This window comes from Kribbella sp. NPDC050124 (assembly GCF_044460355.1).
Taxonomy (GTDB): domain Bacteria; phylum Actinomycetota; class Actinomycetes; order Propionibacteriales; family Kribbellaceae; genus Kribbella.
The window spans coordinates 454,651-476,688 of record NZ_JBITJU010000003.1; the positions used below are offsets into that span (position 1 = coordinate 454,651).

The window sequence follows — 22,038 nt, forward strand, 5'->3', positions numbered from 1 at the left end:
AACTGCTCCACTACCCACTGCTTCACTCATGGCTGGTCCCGAAGGGAAGGCGGGGGTCTATGCGCTGGGTGGTCCACAGGTCGCGGACCCAGCCGTGGCGGGGGTCGTCGCTGATCAGCCAGGCGCGCTCGGTCCCCGGACCGGCCATCACGTTCAGGTAGTACATGTCATAACCAGGAGGCGCCATCGCAGGACCATGCCATCCATGAGGCACGAGCACCAGATCGCCGCTGCGGACTTCCGCGAGGACGTCGATCGGGCGGTCCTCGGTGCCGTACACCCGCTGGTACCCGATCGGGTCGTTGCCCTTGGCCCCTTCCGGTGCGTCCTCGGACAGCTGCAACTCGAAGTAGTAGATCTCCTCGAGCTCGCTCTCCTCGCCCGGCTTGTGCTCGTCGTGCTTGTGCGGCGGGTACGACGACCAGTTGCCGGCCGGCGTGAGCACCTCGCAGGCGATGATCGAGTCGGCGTCGAGGACAGCCGGCGTACCGAAGTTCCGCACCTGGCGGGACGCGACACCCGCGCCGCGTAGCTCGGTCTCGACCTGCTCGACACCGATCCGCCGGAACGGGTAGTCGTTGGCCGCCCTGGCGTGCGGGAACGCGATGCGCGCACCACCGGCGCTGACGACGGCCATCGTCGTACCGCGGGGAACGTAGGCGAGGTCGGTCGGACCGGCGAAGACGTCGGCGCGGCCGCCGAGCGGGACGGTCTCGCCGTCCACGATCACCTCGGCCGATCCGCTCAACGGAAGGACCAGGTACTCGCAGTCTCCGGTGTCGAGCTGGACCGACTGGCCCGGGAGCAGCGTGCGGATCGACAGGCCGGTGTGATGCCAGTCCTGTTCGCCGGGTCGCACGACCACCTCGAAGCCGTCGCGTGCCGTCGTACCAGCGGGCCGGAACCAGTCGGTCATGCGGCACCTCCGTGGACGAGGGCGGCGGCTTGGTCGACGGCGGCGGCGACGTCACCGTCGGGCGGGAAGAGCAGGGCCCGTCCGACGACCAGACCACGAACGGAAGGAAGGCTGAGTGCCTTGCCCCACGATGCATACGTCTCTTCGGGAGAAGTGGTGGGATCGCCACCGAGCAGCAGCGTCGGCAACGTCGTCGCGTCCATCACCCGCGCCAGATCGTCGACGACCGGCAGCTTGAGCCAGGTGTACGCGCTGGTGGCGCCGAGACCGGACGCGATGTGGATCGACTTGATCACCGAGTCCGGATCGAGCAGGTTCGTCACCCGCCCGTCGGTGCGCGTCGACCAGAACGGCTCGACCATCGCCATCAGCTTGTGCTCGGCCAGCCCGGTGACCGCGGCCGCGCTGCTCTCCAGAGTGGCGACCGTGCCCGGGTCTGCCAGGTCGATACGGGTCAGCATCTTGCCGCCGTCCAGCCGGCGGGCGGCGATCTCGTCGGCCGAGCGATACGCCGTGAACCGGTCGTCCAGCTCGAAGGCGGCGCCCTGCAGACCACCGCGGTTCATCGAGCCGATCACGACCTTGCCCTCGAGGGCCCCGAGCAACAGGAGATCCTCGAGTACGTCGGGCGTCGCGAGCACACCGTCGACACCCGGGCGCTGCAACGCGGTCATCAGCCGGTCGATCAACGCCGGCCGACTGGCCATCGCCATCCGGTCACCGCGGACACCGAGCGCGCCTCGCGCGGGGTGGTCGGCAGCGACGATCAGCAGACGGCCGTCCGCGCCGACGAGCTCACGGCGACGACGCTGCTGCCAGGCCTCGGTGATCCGCTCCGGGTGTCGCACGCGTAGTTCGGTCAGCTGGTCGAGTCGCCGTACGGGTCGACCGACACCGCGGGCGTCCGGTTGGCCGGCGCCGGCCGGTGCGAGGGTCTGCTGCGTGCCTGAGTCGCTCATGCTTCGTCACCCAGCAGGCTCAGGACCTCGGTCTCGGTCGGCATCGCGGTCGAGCATTCCAGCCGGGAGGCGACGATCGCTCCGGCCGTGTTGGCGAACCGGATCACCTTCTCCAGCGGCCAGCCCTCGAGCAGTCCGTGGCAAAGCGCACCGCCGAAGCCGTCGCCGGCGCCGAGGCCGTTCACCACCTCGACCGGGAACGGCGGCACCTCGACGCGCTCGTCGCGGGTGCGGGCCAGGGTTCCCTTCGGGCCCTGCTTGACGATCGCCAGGTCGAGGCCGCGGTCGAGCAGCGCCTGGGCGGCCTTATCCGGGTCGGTCTCGCCGACCGCCACCTCACACTCCTCACGGTTGCCAACGGCAACCGTGCAGTACTCCAGCGCGCGGCTGACCTGGTCGTGCGCCTCACTCGGGTCGGCCCAGAACATCGGCCGGTAGTCGAGGTCGAGGACGGTCAGCGGTCGGCGTTCGCGCGCCTCCCAGGCGACGAAGTGCGCCGAGCGGCTGGGCTCGGCGGACAGGCCGGTGACGGTGGACCAGTAGATGCTGGCGTCCCGGATCGCGGTCAGGTCGAGCTCGGACGGGAAGATCTCGAGGTCCGGGGCCTTGGGGAACCGGTAGAAGTACAGCGGGAAGTTGTCCGGCGGGAAGATCTCGCAGAACGTGATCGGCGTCGGCAGGTTGTCGACCGGACTCACGTACCGGTCGTCGACGCCGAGCTCGCGCAGCGAGCGGTGGATGAACGTGCCGAACGGGTCGTTGCCGGTCCGGCTGATCACCGCCGAGCGACGACCGTGCCGGGCGGCTGCCACCGCCACGTTCGTCGCGCTCCCGCCCAGGAACTTCCCGAAGCTCTCGACATCCTCCAGATGCGTCCCGACCTGCAACGGATACAGATCCACACCGATCCGTCCGATGGTCAGAACCTCATCGGGCTGCTTCCCGGAGGCGTCCTGGGTCTCAGCTACCTGGCTCATGAGAGGGTCTCCGCGATGGTGTGGAGGTGGGCAATGCTGGCGCGGACGTCGGTGAGCGGGCCCTCGTCGGCGGGCCGGGATCCGAGGATGGTGTCCTGCTCGAGGACGTACCAGCCGCGATAACCGGCGCTCTCCAAGGTGGAGACGATGGTGGTCAGGTCGATGTCACCGGAACCGAGCGGGCGGTACATCCCTTGGCGCACGGCGTCGGTGTAGCTGACCTCGCCGGTCTGGACCTTCGCGGCCCACGCTGCGTCGACGTCCTTCAGGTGCGTGTGCTTGATCCGCGCGGTGTGCTCCACAGTCAGCGCGACCGGGTCCACACCGCCGATCAGCAGGTGACCCGTGTCGAGGGTGAGTCCGATCGAGGACCCACGCAGTACGCGCTCGACGTCGTCGGCGTTCTCGACCATGGTGCCGACGTGCGGGTGGATGGTAGCCAGGACGCCGCGTTCGGTTGCAAGCGCCGACAGCTTGTCGAGGTTGCCGAGCAGCGTGTTCCACCCGGTCTCGTCGAGCACCGGGCGGCCGTCGTACCCGTCCTGTCCGGTCGCGGCGGCGAGGACCAACGTGGTCGCACCGGCCGCGACGAAGCCTTCGAGAGCCGTGGCGACCTCGGGCATCGGATCGTGCGCCGGGTCGTGCAGTACGACGGGCACGAACCCGCCAACCGCGCGGAGTCCGACATCGGCCAGTGTCTTCGCCTTCTCCGCCGGGTCGACGGGCAGGAAGCCGTCCGGTCCGAACTCGGTCGCCGCGATGCCGACGTCGCGCATCTCGGCGAGCACCGTCTCCGGGTCGTACTGCCAGCCCCACCCGGGAACTTCGCAGACACCCCACGAGATCGGGGCGCCGGCGATCCGGAGTGCAAGGTCAGTCATCGGGCCGATCTCCTCTGGTGTCGAAGGCTTCACAGCTGGACGACGCGGTGCTCGCGGCGGGACAGTTCGCAGGCGTCGGCGATCCGGAAGGCCTGGTAGGCGTCCCGGACCGTGCACGGGACCTCGCGGGTTCCGGCGGCGACTTCGGTGAACGCGGTGAGCTCGGCAACGTACGCCGGGCGGAACCGGTCCATGAAGGTGGCGTGCGGCTCACCGCCGGGGAACGTCACCCCGGCCTCGGCCGACCGCAGCGCGGTGTGCTCGTCCAGGCCGACCGCGAGCGAGCCGAGACTGCCGAGGATCTCCATCCGGACGTCGTGCCCGGCCGCGTTGTACCGGGTGCCGCTGACCGAGACGAACGTGTTGTCGTCGAGCGTGAGCAACGCGGCCGCCGCGTCGACGTCGCCGTACTCACCGAAGAAGGACTCGCCGCGGTTCGCGCCGGTGGCGAACACGCTGACCACCTCGCGGCCGGTGACGAACCGGAGGATGTCGAAGTCGTGCACCGTGCAGTCCCGGAAGAAGCCGCCGCTGGTCGGGATGTACTCCGCCGGCGGCGGGAACGCGTCGTTGGTGTTCGCCCGGATGTGGTGCACGAACCCGAGCTCGCCGCCCCGGACCGCGGCCGCGGCGGCCTGGTACCCGGCGTCGAAGCGGCGCTGGAAGCCGATGTGCACCGGTACGTCGGACGTCTCGACCAGCTCGACGACGCGCAGGGTCTCGTCCAGGTCGATCGCGACCGGCTTCTCGCAGAAGGTCGGGATCCGGGCCGCGACCCCGGCCGCGATCAGGTCCGCGTGCGCCGACGTCGCGGCCGCGATCACGAACCCGTCCAGCCGGCTGGCCAGCAGCGCGTCGACGTCCGGCGCGTACTCCAGCCCGAGGTCCTTGGCGACCAGTTCGGCCCGGCTCGGGTCGGCATCCGCGACCACCACCTGGTCCACCGCCGGCAACCCCTTCAAGGTCGCGGCGTGGAACGCCCCGATCCGCCCGACTCCGACCAACCCGATCCGCATCCGCGCAGCCCTCTCCTCGACACCTGGCTCGTCCACCCCACAAGCGCGCCGGATCCCGACGGGCGGCGCGCTGGTTGACCGCCAGCTTTCCGGCCCGCGCCAGAGGTGTCAATAGTTTGTTAACACATTTTCACGTAGAGACATACATACCTCCGCGTTGTAACATCCGCTCATGACGGTATTGATGCCACGCCTCCGGCGCGGCGGGTCATGGGGCTGGAACTCCCGGCCTTCCCTCGTCACTCCAGTCGCTTCGCTCCCTGCGCTCCTCAGTCCAGGCCGGGAGGCCCCATGACCGTCGCCTTGCCGATTCAGCTCGATCGGTCGAGCCCGGTGCCGCTGTACCACCAGCTCGCCGAGCAGCTGACCGCTGCCATCACCGAGGGCCGGCTGCGCCCCGGCGACCCGTTCGAGAACGAGATCGGCATGTCCGACCGGCTCAACCTGTCCCGGCCGACCGTGCGCCGGGCCATCTCCGAGCTGGTCAACCAGGGCCTGCTGGTCCGCCGCCGCGGCATCGGCACCACGGTCGCGAACCAGATGGTGCACCGCAAGGCCGAGCTGACCAGCCTGTACGACGATCTCGAACGCGAGGGCCGGACGCCACGGACCGAGGTGCTCTCGCTCGACTGCGAAGCTCAGGACGACCGCGCCGCCGCCGTCCTCGAGCTCCCGCCCGGGACCCCGCTGGTGGCGATCGTCCGGCTCCGGTACGCCGACGACATCCCGCTCGCGATCATGCGCAACTGGTTGCCGCCGACCCTGAACGACCTCACCCTGGACCAACTCACCAGCTCCGGCCTGTACGCCGTACTCCGGGCGCGCGGGATCCGCCCGACGGTCGCCCGGCAGCGGATCGGCGCCCGGAACGCGACCGCCGAGGAACGCCGTACCCTGCACATGTCCAAGGCCGAGCCGCTGGTCACCATGACCCGGTCCGCGTACGCCGCCGACGGCTCGCCGGTCGAGTTCGGCGACCACTGCTACCGCGCCGACCAGTACTCGGTCGACGTGATCGTGTCAGAACGCTAGGACAGCCCGCTCGAAGTTCGGCGCATTCAGCGGTACGACGAAGAGCCCCACCCGGATCGATGGATCGAGCACGTCCCAGAGGCCGGCGACCGAGCGCCAGGAATCCTTGCAGGACACGATTTCCGGCAGACCGTCCGCGACCACGGCACTCGTGCTCCCGCCGTACGTCTTCACCGTGACAGCTGTTGCCAACGGCAACTGCGCGAGGTACAGCGACGGGTGCTGGACCAGGTCCACGGCACCGGGAACCGCGCGGGCGGAGCCGACCACGACCCCGGTCCCGTCGGTCGACGCGCTCGCGAAGATCCGCGGCGTACGGATCGGTGGATCCGGTTCGTAGGCGTGCTCGCGGAGCGCCAACTGCAGGTCGGTTCTCGATCGCCGGGCCGCGGCGAGGTCGCTGACCTGGGTCCCGTTGCCGACCACCACCCAGTCGGCCGTCCGGACGGCGGCGGTGTAGTGCCGCAGCTCGTCACGCGGACCGCCGGAGACGTCCTCGACCACGATCTCCCAGTCGCCGACCACGAGCCGCCGCCGCTTCGACGCCCGACTCCGCCCGGTCAGCCAGTACGCGACGAACGGCAGACCGTCCTCGTCGCGCCCGACCACAAGCCCGCGGCCCGGATACTCCACCGCCCCAGCAGCATCCTCGAGTGACCTCACCCCGCGAGCCTATCGACGGCTCGCGGGGTTGGTCGCTCAGGCCTGGTTGGCGAGCAGGGTGCGGACCAGGCGGAGGCCGACGGAGAGGTGGGCCAGCTCGGGGCCTTCGGTTTCGACGATCTCCTCGAGCATGGTGGCGGCGCGGGACAGGGCTGCCTCGTTCTGGTCCTGCCAGGCGATGACGCGCTGCTCGGGTTCGGCGGACGCATCGGTGGCCTTCAGGACCTGGGCGGTGAGCCCGGCGTGGACGGCGTGCAGGTCGTCGCGGAGCGCGGCGCGGGCCATGGTCTGCCAGCGGTCGGTGCGGGGCAGGCCGATGATCCGCTCCAGGAAGCGGCCGAGTTGCAGCCGCTCGCCGAGCGCGAAGTGCACCTTCGCGACCTCGAGCAGGTCGAGGTCGCCGTGCGAGGCCGTCTCGATGATGCCGAGTCCTGCGTACGCCGGCGGCAGCACGGCGATCCTGGTCGCGAAATCGGCCGGAACTCCCTTGCTCACCAGGGCTTCGCGGCGCTGCTCGAACAACGCCAACTCGCGGCCGCGCAGCACGTCGGGCAGCGCGGTGGTGAGCTTGGTGATGCCCGGGCTGAAGAACTCGATCAGCTCCTCGATGTCGACCGGTGGGCGCCGGTTGCTGACCAGCCAGCGGGTCGCCCGCTCGACCAGCGTCCGGGTCTCCAGCCGCATGTGGGTCTGGGTGCCGGCGTCGACGACGTTGTCCAGCTCGGCGTTGCGGGCCAGCAGCTCGGGCTGGGCGAAGATCCGGGACGCGGCGAGGTTCGCACGGACGACGTCCTCGACCGTGCCGCCGGTCTCCAGCGAGAGCCGGTGGTACGCCGTCACGCCCGAGGTGTTCACGAACTCGTTCACCACCTGGGTGGTGATGATCTCGCGGCGCAGCTGGTGGTGCTGGATCTGGTCGGCGAACCGCTTCTGCATCGGCTTCGGGAAGTAGCTGGCCAGCTTGTGCGCCAGGAACGGGTCGTCCGGCAGCGACGTCTTCAGCAGGTCGGCCTCGAGCACGATCTTGGTGTAGGCGATCAGCACCGACAGCTCCGGCGACGACAGGCCCCGCCCCTCGGCCTTGCGGCGCTTGAACTCGGCCACGCTCGGCAGGAACTCCAGCTCACGGTCCAGCAGTTGCTGCTTCTCCAGCCGCCGTACCCAGTCCTGGTGGACGTGCATCAGAGCCGGCGCCTGCGCGGTCGCGTTCGCCAGCGCGACATTCTGCCGGTAGTTGCTCTTCAGCACCAGGCCGGCCACCTCGTCGGTCATCGACGCGATGATGTCGTTGCGCTGCTTCTCGGTCAGGTCGCCGTCGGCGACCACCGTGTCCAGCAGGATCTTGATGTTCACCTCGTGGTCGGAGGTGTCCACCCCGGCCACGTTGTCGATGAAGTCGGTGTTGATCCGGCCGCCGGTCGTCGCGTACTCGATCCGGCCGAGCTGGGTGAAGCCGAGGTTGCCGCCCTCACCGACCGCCCGCGCGCGCAACTGCGCGCCGTTGATCCGGATCGCGTCGTTCGCCTTGTCGCCGACGTCAGCGTTCGTCTCGGCCGACGACTTCACGTACGTGCCGATGCCGCCGTTCCAGAACAGGTCGACCGGCGCCTTCAGGATCGCGTTCATCAGCTCGGCCGGGGTCAGCGTGGCCGCGGACCCCTCGATCCCGAGCACCGCGCGCGCCTCGGGCGAGACCGGGATCGCCTTGTCCGTACGCGGGAACACGCCACCGCCGGGCGAGATCAGCGCGGCGTCGTAGTCCGCCCAGGACGATCGCGGCAGCTCGAACAGCCGACGCCGTTCCGCGAAGGACTTCGCCGAGTCGGGCGACGGGTCCAGGAAGATGTGCCGGTGGTCGAACGCCGCGACCAGCCGGATGTGCTCCGACAGCAGCATCCCGTTGCCGAACACGTCACCGGACATGTCGCCGACGCCGACCACGGTGAAGTCCTGGTTCTGGCAGTCGACCCCCATCTCGCGGAAATGCCGCTTGACCGACTCCCACGCGCCGCGCGCGGTGATGCCCATCGCCTTGTGGTCGTACCCGACCGAGCCGCCGGAGGCGAACGCGTCGCCGAGCCAGAAGCCGTACTGCTTGGCGACCCCGTTCGCGATGTCCGAGAACGTCGCCGTGCCCTTGTCGGCCGCAACCACGAGATAGGCGTCGTCCCCGTCGTACCGAACCACGTCGCGCGGCGGGACGATCTCGCCGGCCACGATGTTGTCGGTGATGTCCAGCAGCCCGGAGATGAAGGTCTTGTACGACGCGATGCCCTCGGCCAGCCATGCGTCCCGGTCGACCGACGGGTCCGGCAGCTGCTTGGCGTAGAACCCACCCTTCGCGCCGACCGGCACGATCACCGAGTTCTTCACCATCTGCGCCTTGACCAGGCCGAGCACCTCGGTCCGGAAGTCCTCGCGCCGGTCCGACCAGCGCAGACCGCCGCGGGCGACCGCGCCGAAGCGCAGGTGCACGCCTTCGACCTGCGGCGAGTACACGAAGATCTCGTACGCCGGCCGCGGCTGCGGCAGGTCCGGGATCGCCTTCGGCTCCAGCTTCAGCGAGATGTACGGCCGCGGCGATCCGTCGGCGATCGCCGGCTGGAAGAAGTTCGTCCGCAGCGTCGCCTTCATCACGGTCAGGTACGAGCGCAGGATCCGGTCCTCGTCCAGGCTCTGCACCGTGTCCAGCGCAGCCAGGATCTCCTTCTCCAGCTGGGCCGCGTGGTTGACGCGGTCCGGGTCGTCGGCGGCGCCGCGGGCTGGGTCGAAGCTGGTCTCGAACAGCTGCACCAGCAGGCGCGCCACGTCGACGTGGTTGAGGAAGGTGTTCTCGATGTAGTTCTGGCTGAACGGCGTGCCACCCTGCCGGATGTACTTCCGGTACGCCCGCAGGATCGACACCTGCCGCCAGCTGAGGTTGCCGAGCAGCACCAGCGCGTTCAGCTTGTCGGACTCGGCCCGGCCCTGCCAGACCGCCTGGAAGGTGTCGGAGAACAGCTTGCGCAGCTCGTCGCGCTCGTCGGTGTCGGCCGGCACCTTGAGCCCGAAGTCGTAGATGTACGCCGTCGCGCCGCCGCTGCCCCTCGGCCGGATCTCGTACGGGCGCTCGTCGATGACCTCGACACCCATGTGGGTCAGGTGCGGCAGCACCTGCGACAGCGACAGTGACGGGCCGGTCCGGTAGACCTTGAACCGGCGCTCGCCCTCCCACTCCTCGTCGATCGGGGTGTAGAGCGACATGGCCAGGCCGTTCTCCGGCGGCAGGCTCTCCAGCACGTTGACGTCGTTCACCGCGACCCGGGCGTCGAAGTCCTCCTTGTACGCCTCCGGGAAGGCATCGGCGTACTTGCGGGCCAGCTGGGTGACCGCACCGTCGCCGCCCTTGGCGTGCAGCGCGGCGGTGAAGTCGTCCACCCAGGCACGGGTCGACGCGACCACCATGTGCTCGAGCAGATCGGCGTCGTACTCACCGACTGTCTCGCCCTGCTTCATCCGGACGACGAAGTGCACCCGGGCCAGCACGGACTCGGTCACGTAGGCGGCGTAGGTGACGCTCTCGGCGCCGATCGCGTCCTTCAGGATCTGCTGCATCTTCAGCCGGACCGCGGTGGTGTAGCGGTCACGCGGCAGGTACACCAGGCAGGACAGGTACCGGTTGTAGACATCACGCCGTACGAACAGTTTGACCGCGCGCCGCTCCTGCATGTGCAGCACGGACTGCACGATCGGCAGCAGGTCCTCGACCGGCGCCTGCAGCAACTCGTCGCGCGGGTAGGTCTCCAGCACGTCGAGCAAGCCCTTGCCGCTGTGGCTGTTCGGGTCGAAGCCGGTCAGCCGGAACAGCTCCAGCGCCTTGCGCCGCAGCACCGGCACCTGCATGACGCTCTCGGTGTACGCCGTCGACGAGAGCAGACCGATGAACCGGCACTCCGCAACCGGCTCCCCGCTGTCGTCGAACTGCTTGATGCCGACGTAGTCCAGGTACGCCGACCGGTGCACGGTGGACCGTGAGTTCGCCTTGGTCAGGATGAGCAGCTTGCGCTCCTGCGCCTTCGCGCTCACCTCCGGCGGGAGCTTGCCCGAGCTCGGCCTCGGGTCGGCCCGCAGGATGCCCAGACCGGAGCCGGCCCGGCCGCGGAGGATGCCCTGGGTGCCCTCCATGGTGAAGTCGTACTCGCGGTAGCCGAGAAAGGTGAAGTGCTCGTCGGCGAGCCACTCGAGCAGCTCCCGGGCCTCCTCCACCTCGTGCTCGCCGACCGGCAGCTTGTCCGGGTCCAGGCCCTCGGCGATGCTGACGGCCTTCTCGTGCATCTTCGGCCAGTCCTCGACCGCGACCCGGACGTCGTGCAGCACCCGCTGCAGCTCCTCCTCCAGCGCCCGCTGCTCGCCGACATCGGGGATCCGCTCGATCTCGAGATGCATCCAGCTCTCGCGGACCAGGTCGTGCTCGTCCGAGGTGGCGGTGTCGTCCAGGACCTCCTGCAGGGTGCCGGCCATGTCCCGCCGGACCACGAACTGCGGGTGCACCAGCAGCTGCAACTCGAGGTTGTGGTCGTTGATCACCATCGAGGCACTGTCCACCAGGAACGGCATGTCGTCGACGACGATCTCCACCACCGTGCGGCCGTCCGCGGACCAGCCGTGGTCCTCCGGCGTCGGGGTGAAGACGTGCACCTTCGCCGTACCCTGCGGACGCGACATCGCGGACTTGTAGTGGTGCTTCGCGGCGCCCAGGCAGTCGGTCGGCTCCCGCTCGGCGACGTCCTCCGCGGCGACGTGGCGGTAGTACCGCTCGAGGAAGGTTTTCAGCCTGGACGGATCGATCGACTTGTCGTGCCCCTGGGTTCCCGCGGCGACCGCCTTGGCGAGCACTTCCGCCTTCTGGACGTCCAGCTTGCTCTGCATTCCCCACCGTCTCCAACGCGTGACAACGGCGCTGTTCGCACCGGCCGCACGACGTTGTGCGGCTACTCAGAGACTAGTCCACCTTTGTCACTGGTGTGATGTCGGGACGGGCCTGTCCAAAGGCTGATCAATCACGTTCAACAGGTGCATCAAGACGCAGCGCCAGGGCCGGGCAGGCCAGTACTGCGCGGCGCGCATGCGGCAGCTCACCGGCCGTGATCTCGCGGCCACGGAGCACCGGGAAACCCCACTCGTCGAGTGCCACGTCGTCCGGCAGCAGGGTGGCGCAGAGGCCGTGGCCGTCGCACCGGGTCCAGTCGATCTCTACCTTGTTCACCACGAACCTCCTGGTACCGGCAGGACACCCTGGACGTGTCGCCCGCACCCGCCGTTGGCGAGGTGGAGCCGTACGTCGTCCCCGAACACCTCGAGCGCCGACGCAAGGAACCGCGCTGATCCATCAGGGTGAGCGCAAGCGCCTCGCCTCGGAACCAGACCGAGATGCCGCTGAGCGTCATGCCACCCGGACGGGTCGCCCTTGACCAGCCGATCGAAGTCGTCGACCAATGAGGCGAGTCCGAACACACACGGACCGCACTGCCCGGCCGACTGGCTTGCGAGCCACTGCGAGACCCGGTGCACCTCACCGAGCGGGCAAGTGTCCGTGCCGAGCGCCAGGATGATGCCGGCGGGCACCTCTGGCCGCTTGAGGACTACACCGCCGCCGTGCGGCAGCCAGCGACCGTGGTACCCACCGAGCAGCACAGGACCGGCCTCAGCCCCGGCAAACCGCAGTACGGCCTCCAGCGGTACGCCGGTCGGCGTCTCGACCACTCCTGGTCGCTGCACAGACCCGTCGATCGTCAGCAGCTGAGTCCCGGGCTCACTGATCAGCCCGGTGCTACTGAACCGCTTAGCCCCGAGCCGAGCCAGTACGGCGAGCTGCGCGAACGTCTCCACGTTCGACAGGAAAGTAGGACGCCGGTGATACCCCTTCCGCGTCGGCAAGACTCTCCGCCCCGGCGGTACGGCGGGACCACCTTCGAGCGCACTCAGCACCGCACGGGCCTCGCCGGCGACGAAGCGGCCGGGCGTGTCCGTCACCTCGATCGCCAGGCCGTCGTTGCGCTCCATCAGCGCCTCGCGGATCGACATGGCGGCAGCGCCGTCATGGACGGCGATCAGCACGTGCGGAGCCCCCAGTGCGCGAGCCAGCCCAGTGGCACCGTCCAGAACCAGGTGGGGGGCCAGGGTCAGGAGCAAGCGGTCCTTGCGGCTCACTGGCTCACTCTCGGATCCGTTGACGACCACAGCCTCGACTCCCCTAGTCGGCAGGTCGGCCAGCTTGAGCGCGACCGGGAACGCGGCGCCACCACGTCCCCGCAACCCGACTGCCTCGGCCAACTGGATGTAGTCGTCGCGGGTGCGGTCCGGTTGGGTGCCGTGGATCCAGAGGTGACGCTGGTGGTCGAGCCGCCCCTGGTCGAGTCCTGCCACCAGCCGGGGGTCACCGATCACCCTGACCGCGGTCTCCAGCAACATCGTCATCGGGTTCTCCCGGCTCGTGCGAGGTTGAGCGGTGTGCTGGCGCGTGCGGCCTGGCTGCGAACGCGGTAGGCACCGGCTGCGGCGACTGCGGCCAGGCAGCCGATGGTGGTGGCGAGCATCCACGGCGTACCGCGGTCCGTACCGGCGAGCAGGGCGTGCCCGATGGACAGCAGCCAGCCTGCCGACGCGGCGACGTGGATCGTGCGCCAGTGCTTGGTGAAGGCTTCGGAGGTCGCCAGCCGACCGCGGGCGGCTCCAACGACGGCGGCGAGCACCAGCCCGTAAAGGGCGAGCGTGCCGACCGCCATGGCGAAGGGCCGGTAGCCCGCACCGAACGGCCACAGCAGGACCGTCGGGCTGATCGCGACGTAGCTGTCGGCGATGACGGCGACCACATGAGCCGTGAGCAGGAGCAGACCGGTCGCTGCAGCCGAGCGGTGCACGTACTGCAGCCAGAACCGTCGCTCCGGCTTGCGGCTGCCGGACGTGAGGATGCCGAGCGACGCCGCCAGCGTGAACATGACCATCGCGACGACGCCTGCCGCGCGGGCCAGGTACCACAGCGTCATCAGGCCGCCCTACTCACCGGGGGCCAACCCGCCAGCTCGGTGACCTCACCGTCGTCGCCGACCAAGCGAGCCGGGTGGCCGGCCAAGGTCAGCCGTCCGACGGCCGCCTCGCCTGTTGCGACAAGCGCCGTACTGAAGGTGTTCGCGCGTACGGCGGTCGGTGCCCAGACCGATGCGGTCCGCCAGGGACCGTCCGCGGGCTTGCCGGTCCGCGGGTCGATCAGGTGGTGCGCAAAGCCCTCCGGCGTCTGCCAGCGCCGTACTGTCCGGGTCGAGGTCGTGAGGCCGCCGTGGGCGAGGGTGACGAGGACTCCGGGGTCGCCAGCGCGCTCGGCGACGGTGATGACCCATGGCTCGGTCGGCTCACCGGCTGCCCGCAGGTCACCGCCGATCTCGACCAGCACCGCACAGCCGTAGCGCTTGCTGAGTACGAGCGCAGCCCGGTCCGCGGTCCACGCCTTGGCGATGGCGCCGAGGTCGAGTGCAGAGTCCTTCGGTACGCCGAGCAGCGCGAGCTTCCGGTTGAGCTGCACCTGCTGCCAGCCGGGGATCGGCTTCGGGTCCACGGGTGGCTGCGGGAAGCGTCGCCGTACCGCCTCGATGTCGGCGTCGTACCCGGCGGCGATCACCGCGGCGCCGACCGTCGGGTCGACCGCGCCGCCGCTCATGGACGCGGCGACCAGGCTGACGTCGACCAGGTCGACCAGCAGCCGCGAGACCGGCACCATCGCTCCGGCGCGGGAGTTCACGATCGACAGCTCCGAGTCCGGCCGGAACCGGCTGGCCGCCTTGTCGACCCGGTCCATCAGCGCCTTCAGCTCACCGCAGGCAGCACCGAGTACGGCGGGGTCGTCGACCGTCAGCCGGACCCTGCAGCTCCACGCGGTCCAGGTCCGGGACGCGCTCATGACCCGTTGCTCCCACCCTGCGAGGTGGAACCCGACGACGCCGACCCGAGACCACTGCTGCTCGAACTGCTGCTACCCGAGTCGTCCGAGCTCGAGCTGCCGCTGCTCGACCCTGAGTCGTCGGAGCTGGTGGAGCTCACCGTGGTGGTGCCGTTGCTGTCGGAGCTGGAGTGCTGCGCGGACACGACGGCGACCGACAATCCGGTGCCGCCGATCCCGAGCACCGCCGTCGCGATCGCGGCCGTGGAGGCCCGGCGCAACCAGCGCCGGCGGGCGGAGTGGGGCTCTTCGAACGCATCTGTGGTGACCATGGCCGTAAGCCTCCCGGGAGGCTGCTCAGCCGCACTCCAAGAGAACGTCAAGCGACGATCAAGTTATCCTGAAAGGTCTCTGAGAACACTTCTCAGCTCGAGCCGCTGACCTCCGGCGGGCAGTCGCTGTCGCAGTGCTTGCCGATGGTCTCGAGGATCTCGTCCGAGGCCTCGCCGAGGGCCACCATCCGGTCCGGGCCGAGGACGTCGACGAAGAACTCGCGGACCCGGGCGGCGTGCACGGGAGCACAGGCCCGGATCGCGGCCATGCCCTCCTCGGTGATCACGATCTCGGGGTAGCGGGAGTCGCAGGCCTCGCGGCGGATCAGGCCGCGCTTCTCCATCCGGGTCAGGTGGTGCGACATCCGGCTCTTCTCCCACTGCGTCGCCCGGCCCAGCTCGAAGGCGCGCATCCGGCCGGACTCCGACTCGGACAGGTTGACCAGGATCTCGAAGTCGGAGCTGGACAGGCCGAACTCACGCTGCAGGTGACGCTCCAGGTGCGTCGTCAGCGTCTTGTTCATCAGCAGATAGCTGCGCCACGCGGTCTGCTCGTCGTCGTCGAGCCACGGTCCCTTGCCCACGCACCCATCCTACCTGCCCGGGTTGACACATCAACCAAGCGCGCTAAGCTGGCTGCGAGTTGACACATCAACCTAATCGTGGAGTGAGTGGATATGAGCAAGAAACTGATCGCAGTCGTCGGCGCCACCGGATCCCAGGGCGGCGGGCTGGCCCGGGCGATCCTGGCGGACGGCGAGTTCGCCGTACGGGCCCTGACGCGGGATCCGCAGTCCGCCAAGGCGCAGGCGCTCGCCGCGGCGGGCGCCGAGGTGGTCGCCGCCGACCTGGACGACGAGGCAAGCGTCCGTGCCGCCTTTGACGGTGCGTACGGCGCCTTCGTCGTGACGAACTACTGGGCTCCGCGCAGCCCCGAGGAGGAGGCCGCGCGGACGGCGGCGGAGATGGAGCTGTTCCAGGCCGAGACCGCTGCGCGGGCCGCTCGCGATGCCGGCGTACGGCACGTCATCTGGTCGACACTCGACGACACCCGCCCGTTCTTCGACGGCCGCGCCGACGTACCGCGGCTGGACGGCGGCCGCTACACCGTCCCGCACTTCGACGCCAAGGCCGAGGCGGACGAACTGTTCACGAAGCACGGCGTACCGATGACCTTCCTCCGGACAACGTTCTACTTCGACGCCTTCGTCAGCGGGATGGAACCGGTCCGCGGCGAGGACGGCACGCTGACCATCTCGATGCCGATGGCCGACAAGCCGCTGTCCGGCATCGCCGCCGACGACATCGGCCGGACCGCCCTCGCCGTGTTCAAGGACACCGGCCTGATCGGCACCACCGTCAGCATCGCCGGCGACCACCTGACCGGTGACGAGTACGCCGCCGCCCTCACCGAAGCCCTCGGCGAAAAGGTTGCCTACCGCCCCCTCCCCTGGTCCGACTACCGCAACCTCGGCTTCCCGTACGCCGTCGAGTTCAGCAACATGTTCCAGTACTACGCCGAAAACCACGAACAGTTCACCGGCACCCGCAACCTCGACAACGTTCGTCGGCTGAACCCGGAACTGCAGTCGTTCGCGACCTGGCTCGGCAAGCACAAGGACCAGCTCAAAGCCAGGCAGGACTGACCACGCCGGTCGGCTGGTACGGGCATCGTGCAGGCGCAGGCTGCGGCTTCTGCAAGGCCGCCGCCGGGAGGGCGAGCGCGACCGAATTCACTCGAGTAGCCGGGCGAGCATCACGGGGTGGTCGGCGAGAGCTTCTCTGGCGAAGCCTTCGACTCGCGGGCGGAAGCTGTCCCGATCGACACCTCGCCAGTCGATTCCGCCGTGAGGTGGCTGTGGGTCGTATTCGATCGCCAGCTGTACTGTGCGGGCGAGGTCGTCAGTGGTCAATCGGGCCGCGAGCCGCAGGGCGGTGTCGATACCTGCCGAGACTCCCGCACCGGTCAGGTACTGATCGTCCTCGACCCAGCGCTGCGGTACGTAGGTCGCTCCCAGGCGGTCCAGGAATCTGTGGTAGGCCCAGTGCGTCGTCGCGCGGCGACCATCCAGCAGACCGGCGCCGGCGAGAAGGAGCGAACCGGTGCACACGGAGGCGACCACCTCGGCGCTGCGGTCGGCCTCGCGGAGGAAGTCCAGAAGAACGGGATTCGCGAGCTGCCGGAGAGTGGCAGCGCCGCCGCCGGGGACGAGGACGACGTCAGGTTCGGGTGCCTCCTCGATGGTCGACGTGGCGGCGATGCGTACAGGCGTGTCGGTGGGCACGGCCTCGAGGCTCTCGGCGACGACGATGACATGGTGGCGGGGCTGGACGCCGAGAACGGTTTCGACGGTCTCCAGGCCGCTCATCACCTGGAGCGGGCCGACAAGGTCCAGCGGGGTCAGTCCCGGATAGAGAACGAAGGCGACGGTCTTGGCGTTCACGAGCCGACCTCGTCCGCGGCATCGAAGCTGAACATCATCCCGGTTTCGATGTGTTCGGCGATGTGGCAGTGGACCATCCATCGGCCGGGGTTGGTGACGTCGAGCAGGATGTCGACGACTTCGCCGGCGCGGACGAGCACGGTGTCCTTCCAGACCAGGTTCGGGTCCGCTACTCCGTCGCGGCTGAGCACCAGGAAGCGGCCCGCGCCGTGGACGTGGAGCGGGTGGTGCATCTGGTGGTCGGAGCCGCGTGAGTTGTCCAACCGGATCTTGACCCGGTCGCCGACGCGCAACCTCCAGGTGATCTCGCGGTTTGCGGCACCGGTGTAAGGGTCGACAAGTTTCCACGTCATGTTCGAGCGGGTCGACATCACGTTCATTTCCGGCATGGTGTCCTCCCACTCGACACCATCGTCGCTGCCCAGGTCGTGGTGCTCCATGTCACCCATGTCCGTGTCGCTCATATCCATACCGCTCATGTCCATGCCGCTCATGTCCATCTCACCGACGAACTGCAGGGTCTGGTCGGGGGCACGGTCGCGGTCTGCGGCGAGTCTGTCTCGCTCGGCGGTGAGGCCGGGGTCGGAGCGGAGTACCGGGTAGGTGCCGGCGTGGCTGGGCTCGGCCGTGCTTTCGGAGACGGCGAAGGTGGCGAGTGTCGACGAACTGCCGGGGGTCCTGTGCTGGAGCACCGCTGTGCCGGGCCGGTCGAAGAACACATCGACGACGGCGCGCTCCGACGGTGCGATCATGACCGAGTCCACGATCTCCTCGTGTTCGTAGCGTCCACTGTCGCCACCGATCAGCTTGAGGGTCGCCTCGGTGATCGCCACGTCGAAGATCCGAGTGTTCGCGGTGTTGGTGAGGTAGAGACGAACCACCTCGCCACTGTTCGCGTCGAAAGCCGGCTCCGTCTCGCCTCCGACCAGCAGGACCGTGCCGAAGCGGCCCATCATGGTGTACGTGGGCCCGGACCGGTGGAACGCGGGCATCCGCCCGTCCTCGAGCAGGATGTCGTCGAGGGTGAGCGGGATCTCACGGTTGACCGGAGGCCAGTAGCCCGGGTCGGCCGGATCGACGATGATCTGGCCGTAGAGACCCATTTCCTGGCCGTAGTCCTCGCGCAGGTGTGGGTGGTACCAGTAGAGGCCGGGATCGGGGAATCTGAGCTGGGCGGTGAACCGCTCACCGATGGGAATGGGTTCCTGGGTTTCGTGCGGGACTCCGTCGTAGCGGTTTTCCAGCCGGAGGCCGTGCCAGTGCACCGTCTGCTCGAGATCGGCGTTGTTGGTGATCTCGACTGTCACGGTCGTGCCCTGCCGGACCCGCAGCGTCGGCCCGGGGATCGACCCGTTGTAGGCGAGCATGCGTACCAGGTGGCCGGAGATGCGTTTGCGCACCGGGCCGATGCCCAGGTCGTACTTCGCGCCGTCGGCCAGCGTTGTCACCGTCGGCGCAGCGACGTCGGGGAGGCCGTCGACGTCTTGCGGAAAGAGGTCTGCCTCGGCTGAAGGCTTGCGAGTGTCGTCAGTCATGGTCTTTCTCCTTGGAGCGGGGCTGTCCCCGTTCCGGTTCAGCGGCCGCTGCCTCGAGGGCCGTCAGTTGTTGACGTGCCTGGGCGTACTCCGCCGACGCCTGGTTGTCGTCCACAAGGGACACGGCGTGCCGTAGCAGCGTGATCGCCAGTGCTGGTCGGCCGGCTCGACGGTAGAGGTCCGCCAAGCCGACGGCATAGGTGCTTCCCATGGGCGCTCTGCCCATCTCCACGAACCTGGCCACTGCGTCTGTGAAGCGTGCTTCGGCGTCTCCTGCGCTACCGCGCGAAGAGGCGAGCACGGCGAGCGCTTGGTCGGCATGGCCCGATTGATGGTTGTCCCCGAGTTGGTCGAGGAGCGAGCCGGCCCGCTCCAGCTCTGGGGCAGCCAGCTCGTCCTCACCCCGCAGCAGGTGGACGTGCCCGAGTGCGAGGAGGTTCTCGGCCTGCGCACCGCGATCCCCCAACTCCACAGCAAGCGCGTTGCTCGCCGTGTACAGCTCGGTCGCCAGATCGAGGTTGAGTGCGCGCAGCGCTTCGAACCCTCGCAGGGCGAGGATCTGCTCCTGGCCCCACTTGTCGGTGCCGACTCCCAGCAGGGCCGCCGGTTCCTCCAGCAGCTCGGCGACCTGTCCCGATCGCCTGTTTCTCGCTATGTGTGCGATCACCAGCAGCGAAGTCGTCACACCCCACCTGAGCTGCAGCGCGCGGAAGACACTGACTGCACGCCGGGCGTACCCATCGGCCTCGTGGAGCTGCGCGCGCGAGATGGCAACCAGTCCGAGCGCCAGCAGGGCGAGTCCCTCACCTTCGCTCCCGCTGCCGGCGAGCTCGTCCAGGCTCGCTGCCGCGAGCTCCGCTGCGTCGCCGAGATCCTCTTGCTTCCAGGCGAAGATCGCGGCCCAGGCGCCGCCGGTCGCCCGCAACGCCGGCTCGGCACCGTCCAGCGCGGTGCTCTGCTCGAGGGCCCTGCGTCCTTGGTCCCAGTAACCACGCAGATACCAGAACCACGCCGCGCCAACGGCGATGCGCAGGCTGGCCTGGGCATCGCCAAGGCTCAATGACCACTCCAGGGCGGCCCGGATGTTGTCGTGTTCGGCTCCTAGTCGTTCGAGCCACCGCGGCTGTTCCTCGCCGCCACGAACCTGGCCGGTGGCAGCCTCGATCATCGACCGGCACCAGTCACGATGGGCCGTGCGAGTCGCAGCGGTCTCATCGGCGTCTTCGAGTCGCTCGCGAGCGTAATCGCGCACCGTCTCGAGCAATCGGTACCTGTTGTCGCCACCGCCTTCCACGACTGCCACCAAGGACTTGTCGACGAGTCTGCCGAGCAGGTCCAGCACATCCATGGCGTCGAGGTCGGCGCCGCCGCAGACCATTTCGGCCGACTCGATAGTCCAACTGCCCATGAAGACCGACAGCCGTCGCAACAGCGTCCGCTCGGACGGCGACAGCAGGTCGTGGCTCCAGTCCATCGCGGCCCGCAGTGTCTGATGCCGTGGCACGGCAGTTCTGGCCCCAATGCTGAGCAGCCGGAACCGGTCGGCCAGCCGGCCGGCGATCTGTTCGACCGACAATGCTTTCACCCGGGCCGCGGCGAGCTCGAGTGCGAGCGGAATCCCGTCGAGCTGTGTCACGATCTGAGCGATGGCCGCGGCGTTCGCGGCCGTGACCTCGAACTCCGGCCGCACGGCCCTCGCTCGCTCTGCGAACAGGCGGACGGCCGGGGTACCCGACAGCGTCGCGACGTCGGCTCCCTCCGCTGGGCCGGCCAGTGACGGCACCGGAACGATGACTTCACCCGGCACCGCCAGAGCCTCTCGGCTGGTGGCCAGTACGCGGAGGCCGGGAGCGGCCTGCAGCAGGCCCGTTGCCAGCTCGGCGGTGGCTGCCAGAACGTGCTCGCAGTTGTCCATGACGAGCAGCAAGCGCTTCGACTCGAGCTCCACGGCGAGTGTGTCGGCGATGCTGCGATGCGGGTCCTCGGCGATCGCGAGCACGTCGGCCACCGAGGACGGGACCAGTTCGGGCGCGGTGAGCTCGGCCTGCTCGACCAGCCATACCCCGTCGGGGAAACGCGCCACGAGGTCTGCGGCCGCCTGCAGCGCCAGACGTGATTTCCCGGTCCCACCGATACCGGTCAGTGTCACCAGCCTCTGGTTGTCCAACGCTCGCCGTAGCTCGGCAAGTTCGTGATCCCTGCCAACGAAGCTACTCAGCTGGACCGGCAGATTGTGACGCCGCCGATCCAGGGTCCGAAGGGGCGGGAAGTCCGACTGCACTCCCGGCATGACGAGTTGATGAATCTCCTCTGCCCGCGCCAGGTCCGAGAGCCGGTGCACGCCGAGCGACCGAAGCATGAGCGGAGCCGGCAAGACGTCGCCCAACAGGTCGACGACCGCCGCGGACAGCACCACCTGGCCGTCGTTGCAGGTGCCCAGCAGCCGAGCCGCGCGCTCCAGGGGCGCACCGACGTAGCCCTCGCCGCGCAACTCCGCCAACCCGCTGTGCAGCGCGATCGGAACAGCCGGAGTCCTGTGCTCTCTCGACTCCGGGCCCGCCAGTCCGGTCTCGACGTCGAATGCCGCTCTGACAGCATCCGACGGGTCCGCAAACGCCGCGCGGAATTCGCGAGCCGCGTTGTCGAACACGTACCCCCCGTTCGAGACAACGGCCCGCTGCGCGGTCTCATGCGGTCCGGCCGGTGGTGCTGCCACCTCAGAGCTCGCGGATGGCTGCAAGCCTCGATCCAAGTCGGTGACCAGGAACGTCACTACGCCGGTAGGTCTGCTCGGCGCAGCGAACCGCTCGCTGAGCAGCAGCGCCAAGTCATCCGCCACGAGCCGAGCGAGCTCATCGGGGGTCCGGAACGGCTTGTAGGAAGCGGTGTCGTCGTCCCTGACCCGCTGCATCAGTTGTTCCAGCCGTGGCTCTCGCTGCGACGCCGGTGTCTTGACATAGAGCAACCGCGGCATGGCTTGCGACAGCCGGTACTCGTCCTCCAGCCCCGACACTGTCTCGCTGGGCGCCACCCAGCCATAGCTTTGCCAGTAGATTCCGACGAAGATATGGCTCTGCTCGAGGTAGGCCCGGTAAAGCTCACGCGGCGGGTGCGGGCGGGCGCCGAGCTCGAACATCACCGGCGCCAGGTGCAGCCGCTCGATCGTCTCGCGCACCGCGATACGTTCGTCGGCCAGCTCGCCCAAGGTGGAGCTGACGAACACCCGCAGCCTCTGATCGGGCGTGCGGATCTGGGCCCTCGTCATACTGCCCTCCTCGTTCTCGATGCCGAGGCAGGGGACGGCTTGCTCAATCTTCCATCCGGCGACCGGAGCAGTAGCGGTCCGCAGCGACGCCGGAGTAGGTCAGCGC

General features: G+C 68.9%; 18 protein-coding genes. 3 read left to right on the top strand and 15 right to left on the bottom strand.

Annotation, left to right across the window (positions count from 1 at the left end; all coding sequences use genetic code 11):
* Positions 1–22: 22 nt before the first annotated feature.
* From iolB to ACIBL3_RS12060, 5 genes are read right to left on the bottom strand one after another with little or no spacing between them, the layout of a single operon-like run.
* Positions 23–916, bottom strand: coding sequence for a 5-deoxy-glucuronate isomerase (gene iolB, locus ACIBL3_RS12040; protein WP_396353302.1), 894 nt, complete (start codon positions 914–916; stop codon positions 23–25).
* Positions 913–1,875 (bottom strand): deoxyribose-phosphate aldolase, encoded by a 963-nt coding sequence (locus ACIBL3_RS12045; protein WP_396353303.1) that lies wholly within the window; start codon positions 1,873–1,875, stop codon positions 913–915. The genes iolB and ACIBL3_RS12045 overlap by 4 nt, the downstream gene beginning before the upstream one ends.
* On the bottom strand, positions 1,872–2,852 hold the full coding sequence (iolC, locus tag ACIBL3_RS12050) for a 5-dehydro-2-deoxygluconokinase (protein ID WP_396353304.1): 981 nt from the start codon (positions 2,850–2,852) through the stop codon (positions 1,872–1,874). The genes ACIBL3_RS12045 and iolC overlap by 4 nt, the downstream gene beginning before the upstream one ends.
* Entirely contained in the window at positions 2,849–3,733 is an 885-nt protein-coding gene (locus tag ACIBL3_RS12055; protein WP_396353305.1) for a sugar phosphate isomerase/epimerase family protein, read from the bottom strand. Before ACIBL3_RS12055 ends, iolC begins: the two co-directional genes overlap by 4 nt.
* Positions 3,734–3,762: 29 nt before the next feature.
* Positions 3,763–4,785 carry a Gfo/Idh/MocA family oxidoreductase gene (locus tag ACIBL3_RS12060; protein WP_396353306.1) on the bottom strand — a complete coding sequence of 341 codons (1,023 nt, stop codon included), beginning with the start codon at positions 4,783–4,785 and terminating at the stop codon, positions 3,763–3,765.
* A 255-nt stretch (positions 4,786–5,040) separates the two neighbouring features.
* Between ACIBL3_RS12060 and ACIBL3_RS12065 the strand changes: the two genes are divergently transcribed.
* A complete protein-coding gene (locus ACIBL3_RS12065; protein WP_396353307.1) occupies positions 5,041–5,781 on the top strand; it encodes a GntR family transcriptional regulator in 741 nt (246 codons plus the stop codon).
* On the opposite strand, the gene ACIBL3_RS12070 is transcribed toward ACIBL3_RS12065, so the two are convergent.
* The 6 genes from ACIBL3_RS12070 to ACIBL3_RS12095 form a co-directional block, all read right to left on the bottom strand.
* On the bottom strand, positions 5,770–6,444 hold the full coding sequence (locus tag ACIBL3_RS12070) for an IMP cyclohydrolase (protein WP_396353308.1): 675 nt from the start codon (positions 6,442–6,444) through the stop codon (positions 5,770–5,772). The genes ACIBL3_RS12065 and ACIBL3_RS12070 overlap by 12 nt on opposite strands.
* A 36-nt stretch (positions 6,445–6,480) precedes the next feature.
* On the bottom strand, positions 6,481–11,352 hold the full coding sequence (locus ACIBL3_RS12075; protein ID WP_396353309.1) for an NAD-glutamate dehydrogenase: 4,872 nt from the start codon (positions 11,350–11,352) through the stop codon (positions 6,481–6,483).
* A gap of 127 nt (positions 11,353–11,479) precedes the next feature.
* Complete coding sequence (locus ACIBL3_RS12080; protein ID WP_360530977.1) at positions 11,480–11,689, bottom strand: ferredoxin; 210 nt, start codon at positions 11,687–11,689, stop codon at positions 11,480–11,482.
* The gene (locus tag ACIBL3_RS12085) at positions 11,686–12,900 is read right to left on the bottom strand and encodes an NADH-ubiquinone oxidoreductase-F iron-sulfur binding region domain-containing protein (RefSeq protein ID WP_396353310.1); all 1,215 of its coding nucleotides are present in this window, start codon (positions 12,898–12,900) and stop codon (positions 11,686–11,688) included. The genes ACIBL3_RS12080 and ACIBL3_RS12085 overlap by 4 nt, the downstream gene beginning before the upstream one ends.
* Entirely contained in the window at positions 12,897–13,469 is a 573-nt protein-coding gene (locus ACIBL3_RS12090) for a hypothetical protein (protein WP_396353311.1), read from the bottom strand. The genes ACIBL3_RS12085 and ACIBL3_RS12090 overlap by 4 nt, the downstream gene beginning before the upstream one ends.
* Positions 13,469–14,377: an FAD:protein FMN transferase gene (locus tag ACIBL3_RS12095; protein ID WP_396353312.1), complete on the bottom strand. Its 909-nt coding sequence runs from the start codon at positions 14,375–14,377 to the stop codon at positions 13,469–13,471. The genes ACIBL3_RS12090 and ACIBL3_RS12095 overlap by 1 nt, the downstream gene beginning before the upstream one ends.
* Before the next feature lie 24 nt (positions 14,378–14,401).
* On the opposite strand from ACIBL3_RS12095, the gene ACIBL3_RS12100 reads away from it, so the two are divergent.
* On the top strand, positions 14,402–14,797 hold the full coding sequence (locus tag ACIBL3_RS12100; RefSeq protein ID WP_396353313.1) for a hypothetical protein: 396 nt from the start codon (positions 14,402–14,404) through the stop codon (positions 14,795–14,797).
* Here the strand turns inward: ACIBL3_RS12100 and ACIBL3_RS12105 are convergent.
* Positions 14,781–15,272 carry a MarR family winged helix-turn-helix transcriptional regulator gene (locus tag ACIBL3_RS12105; RefSeq protein ID WP_396353314.1) on the bottom strand — a complete coding sequence of 164 codons (492 nt, stop codon included), beginning with the start codon at positions 15,270–15,272 and terminating at the stop codon, positions 14,781–14,783. The two genes, ACIBL3_RS12100 and ACIBL3_RS12105, sit on opposite strands and share 17 nt — an antisense overlap.
* A 93-nt stretch (positions 15,273–15,365) precedes the next feature.
* Between ACIBL3_RS12105 and ACIBL3_RS12110 the strand changes: the two genes are divergently transcribed.
* Positions 15,366–16,334 carry an NmrA/HSCARG family protein gene (locus ACIBL3_RS12110; protein WP_396353315.1) on the top strand — a complete coding sequence of 323 codons (969 nt, stop codon included), beginning with the start codon at positions 15,366–15,368 and terminating at the stop codon, positions 16,332–16,334.
* Positions 16,335–16,421: 87 nt separating this feature from the next.
* On the opposite strand, the gene ACIBL3_RS12115 is transcribed toward ACIBL3_RS12110, so the two are convergent.
* The 3 genes from ACIBL3_RS12115 to ACIBL3_RS12125 are packed head-to-tail and all read right to left on the bottom strand — an operon-like array spanning position 16,422 to position 21,932.
* Entirely contained in the window at positions 16,422–17,132 is a 711-nt protein-coding gene (locus ACIBL3_RS12115) for a DJ-1/PfpI family protein (protein ID WP_396353316.1), read from the bottom strand.
* On the bottom strand, positions 17,129–18,667 hold the full coding sequence (locus ACIBL3_RS12120) for a multicopper oxidase family protein (protein ID WP_396353317.1): 1,539 nt from the start codon (positions 18,665–18,667) through the stop codon (positions 17,129–17,131). The genes ACIBL3_RS12115 and ACIBL3_RS12120 overlap by 4 nt, the downstream gene beginning before the upstream one ends.
* Positions 18,660–21,932, bottom strand: coding sequence for a DUF4062 domain-containing protein (locus ACIBL3_RS12125; protein ID WP_396353318.1), 3,273 nt, complete (start codon positions 21,930–21,932; stop codon positions 18,660–18,662). The genes ACIBL3_RS12120 and ACIBL3_RS12125 overlap by 8 nt, the downstream gene beginning before the upstream one ends.
* Positions 21,933–22,038 lie beyond the last annotated feature (106 nt).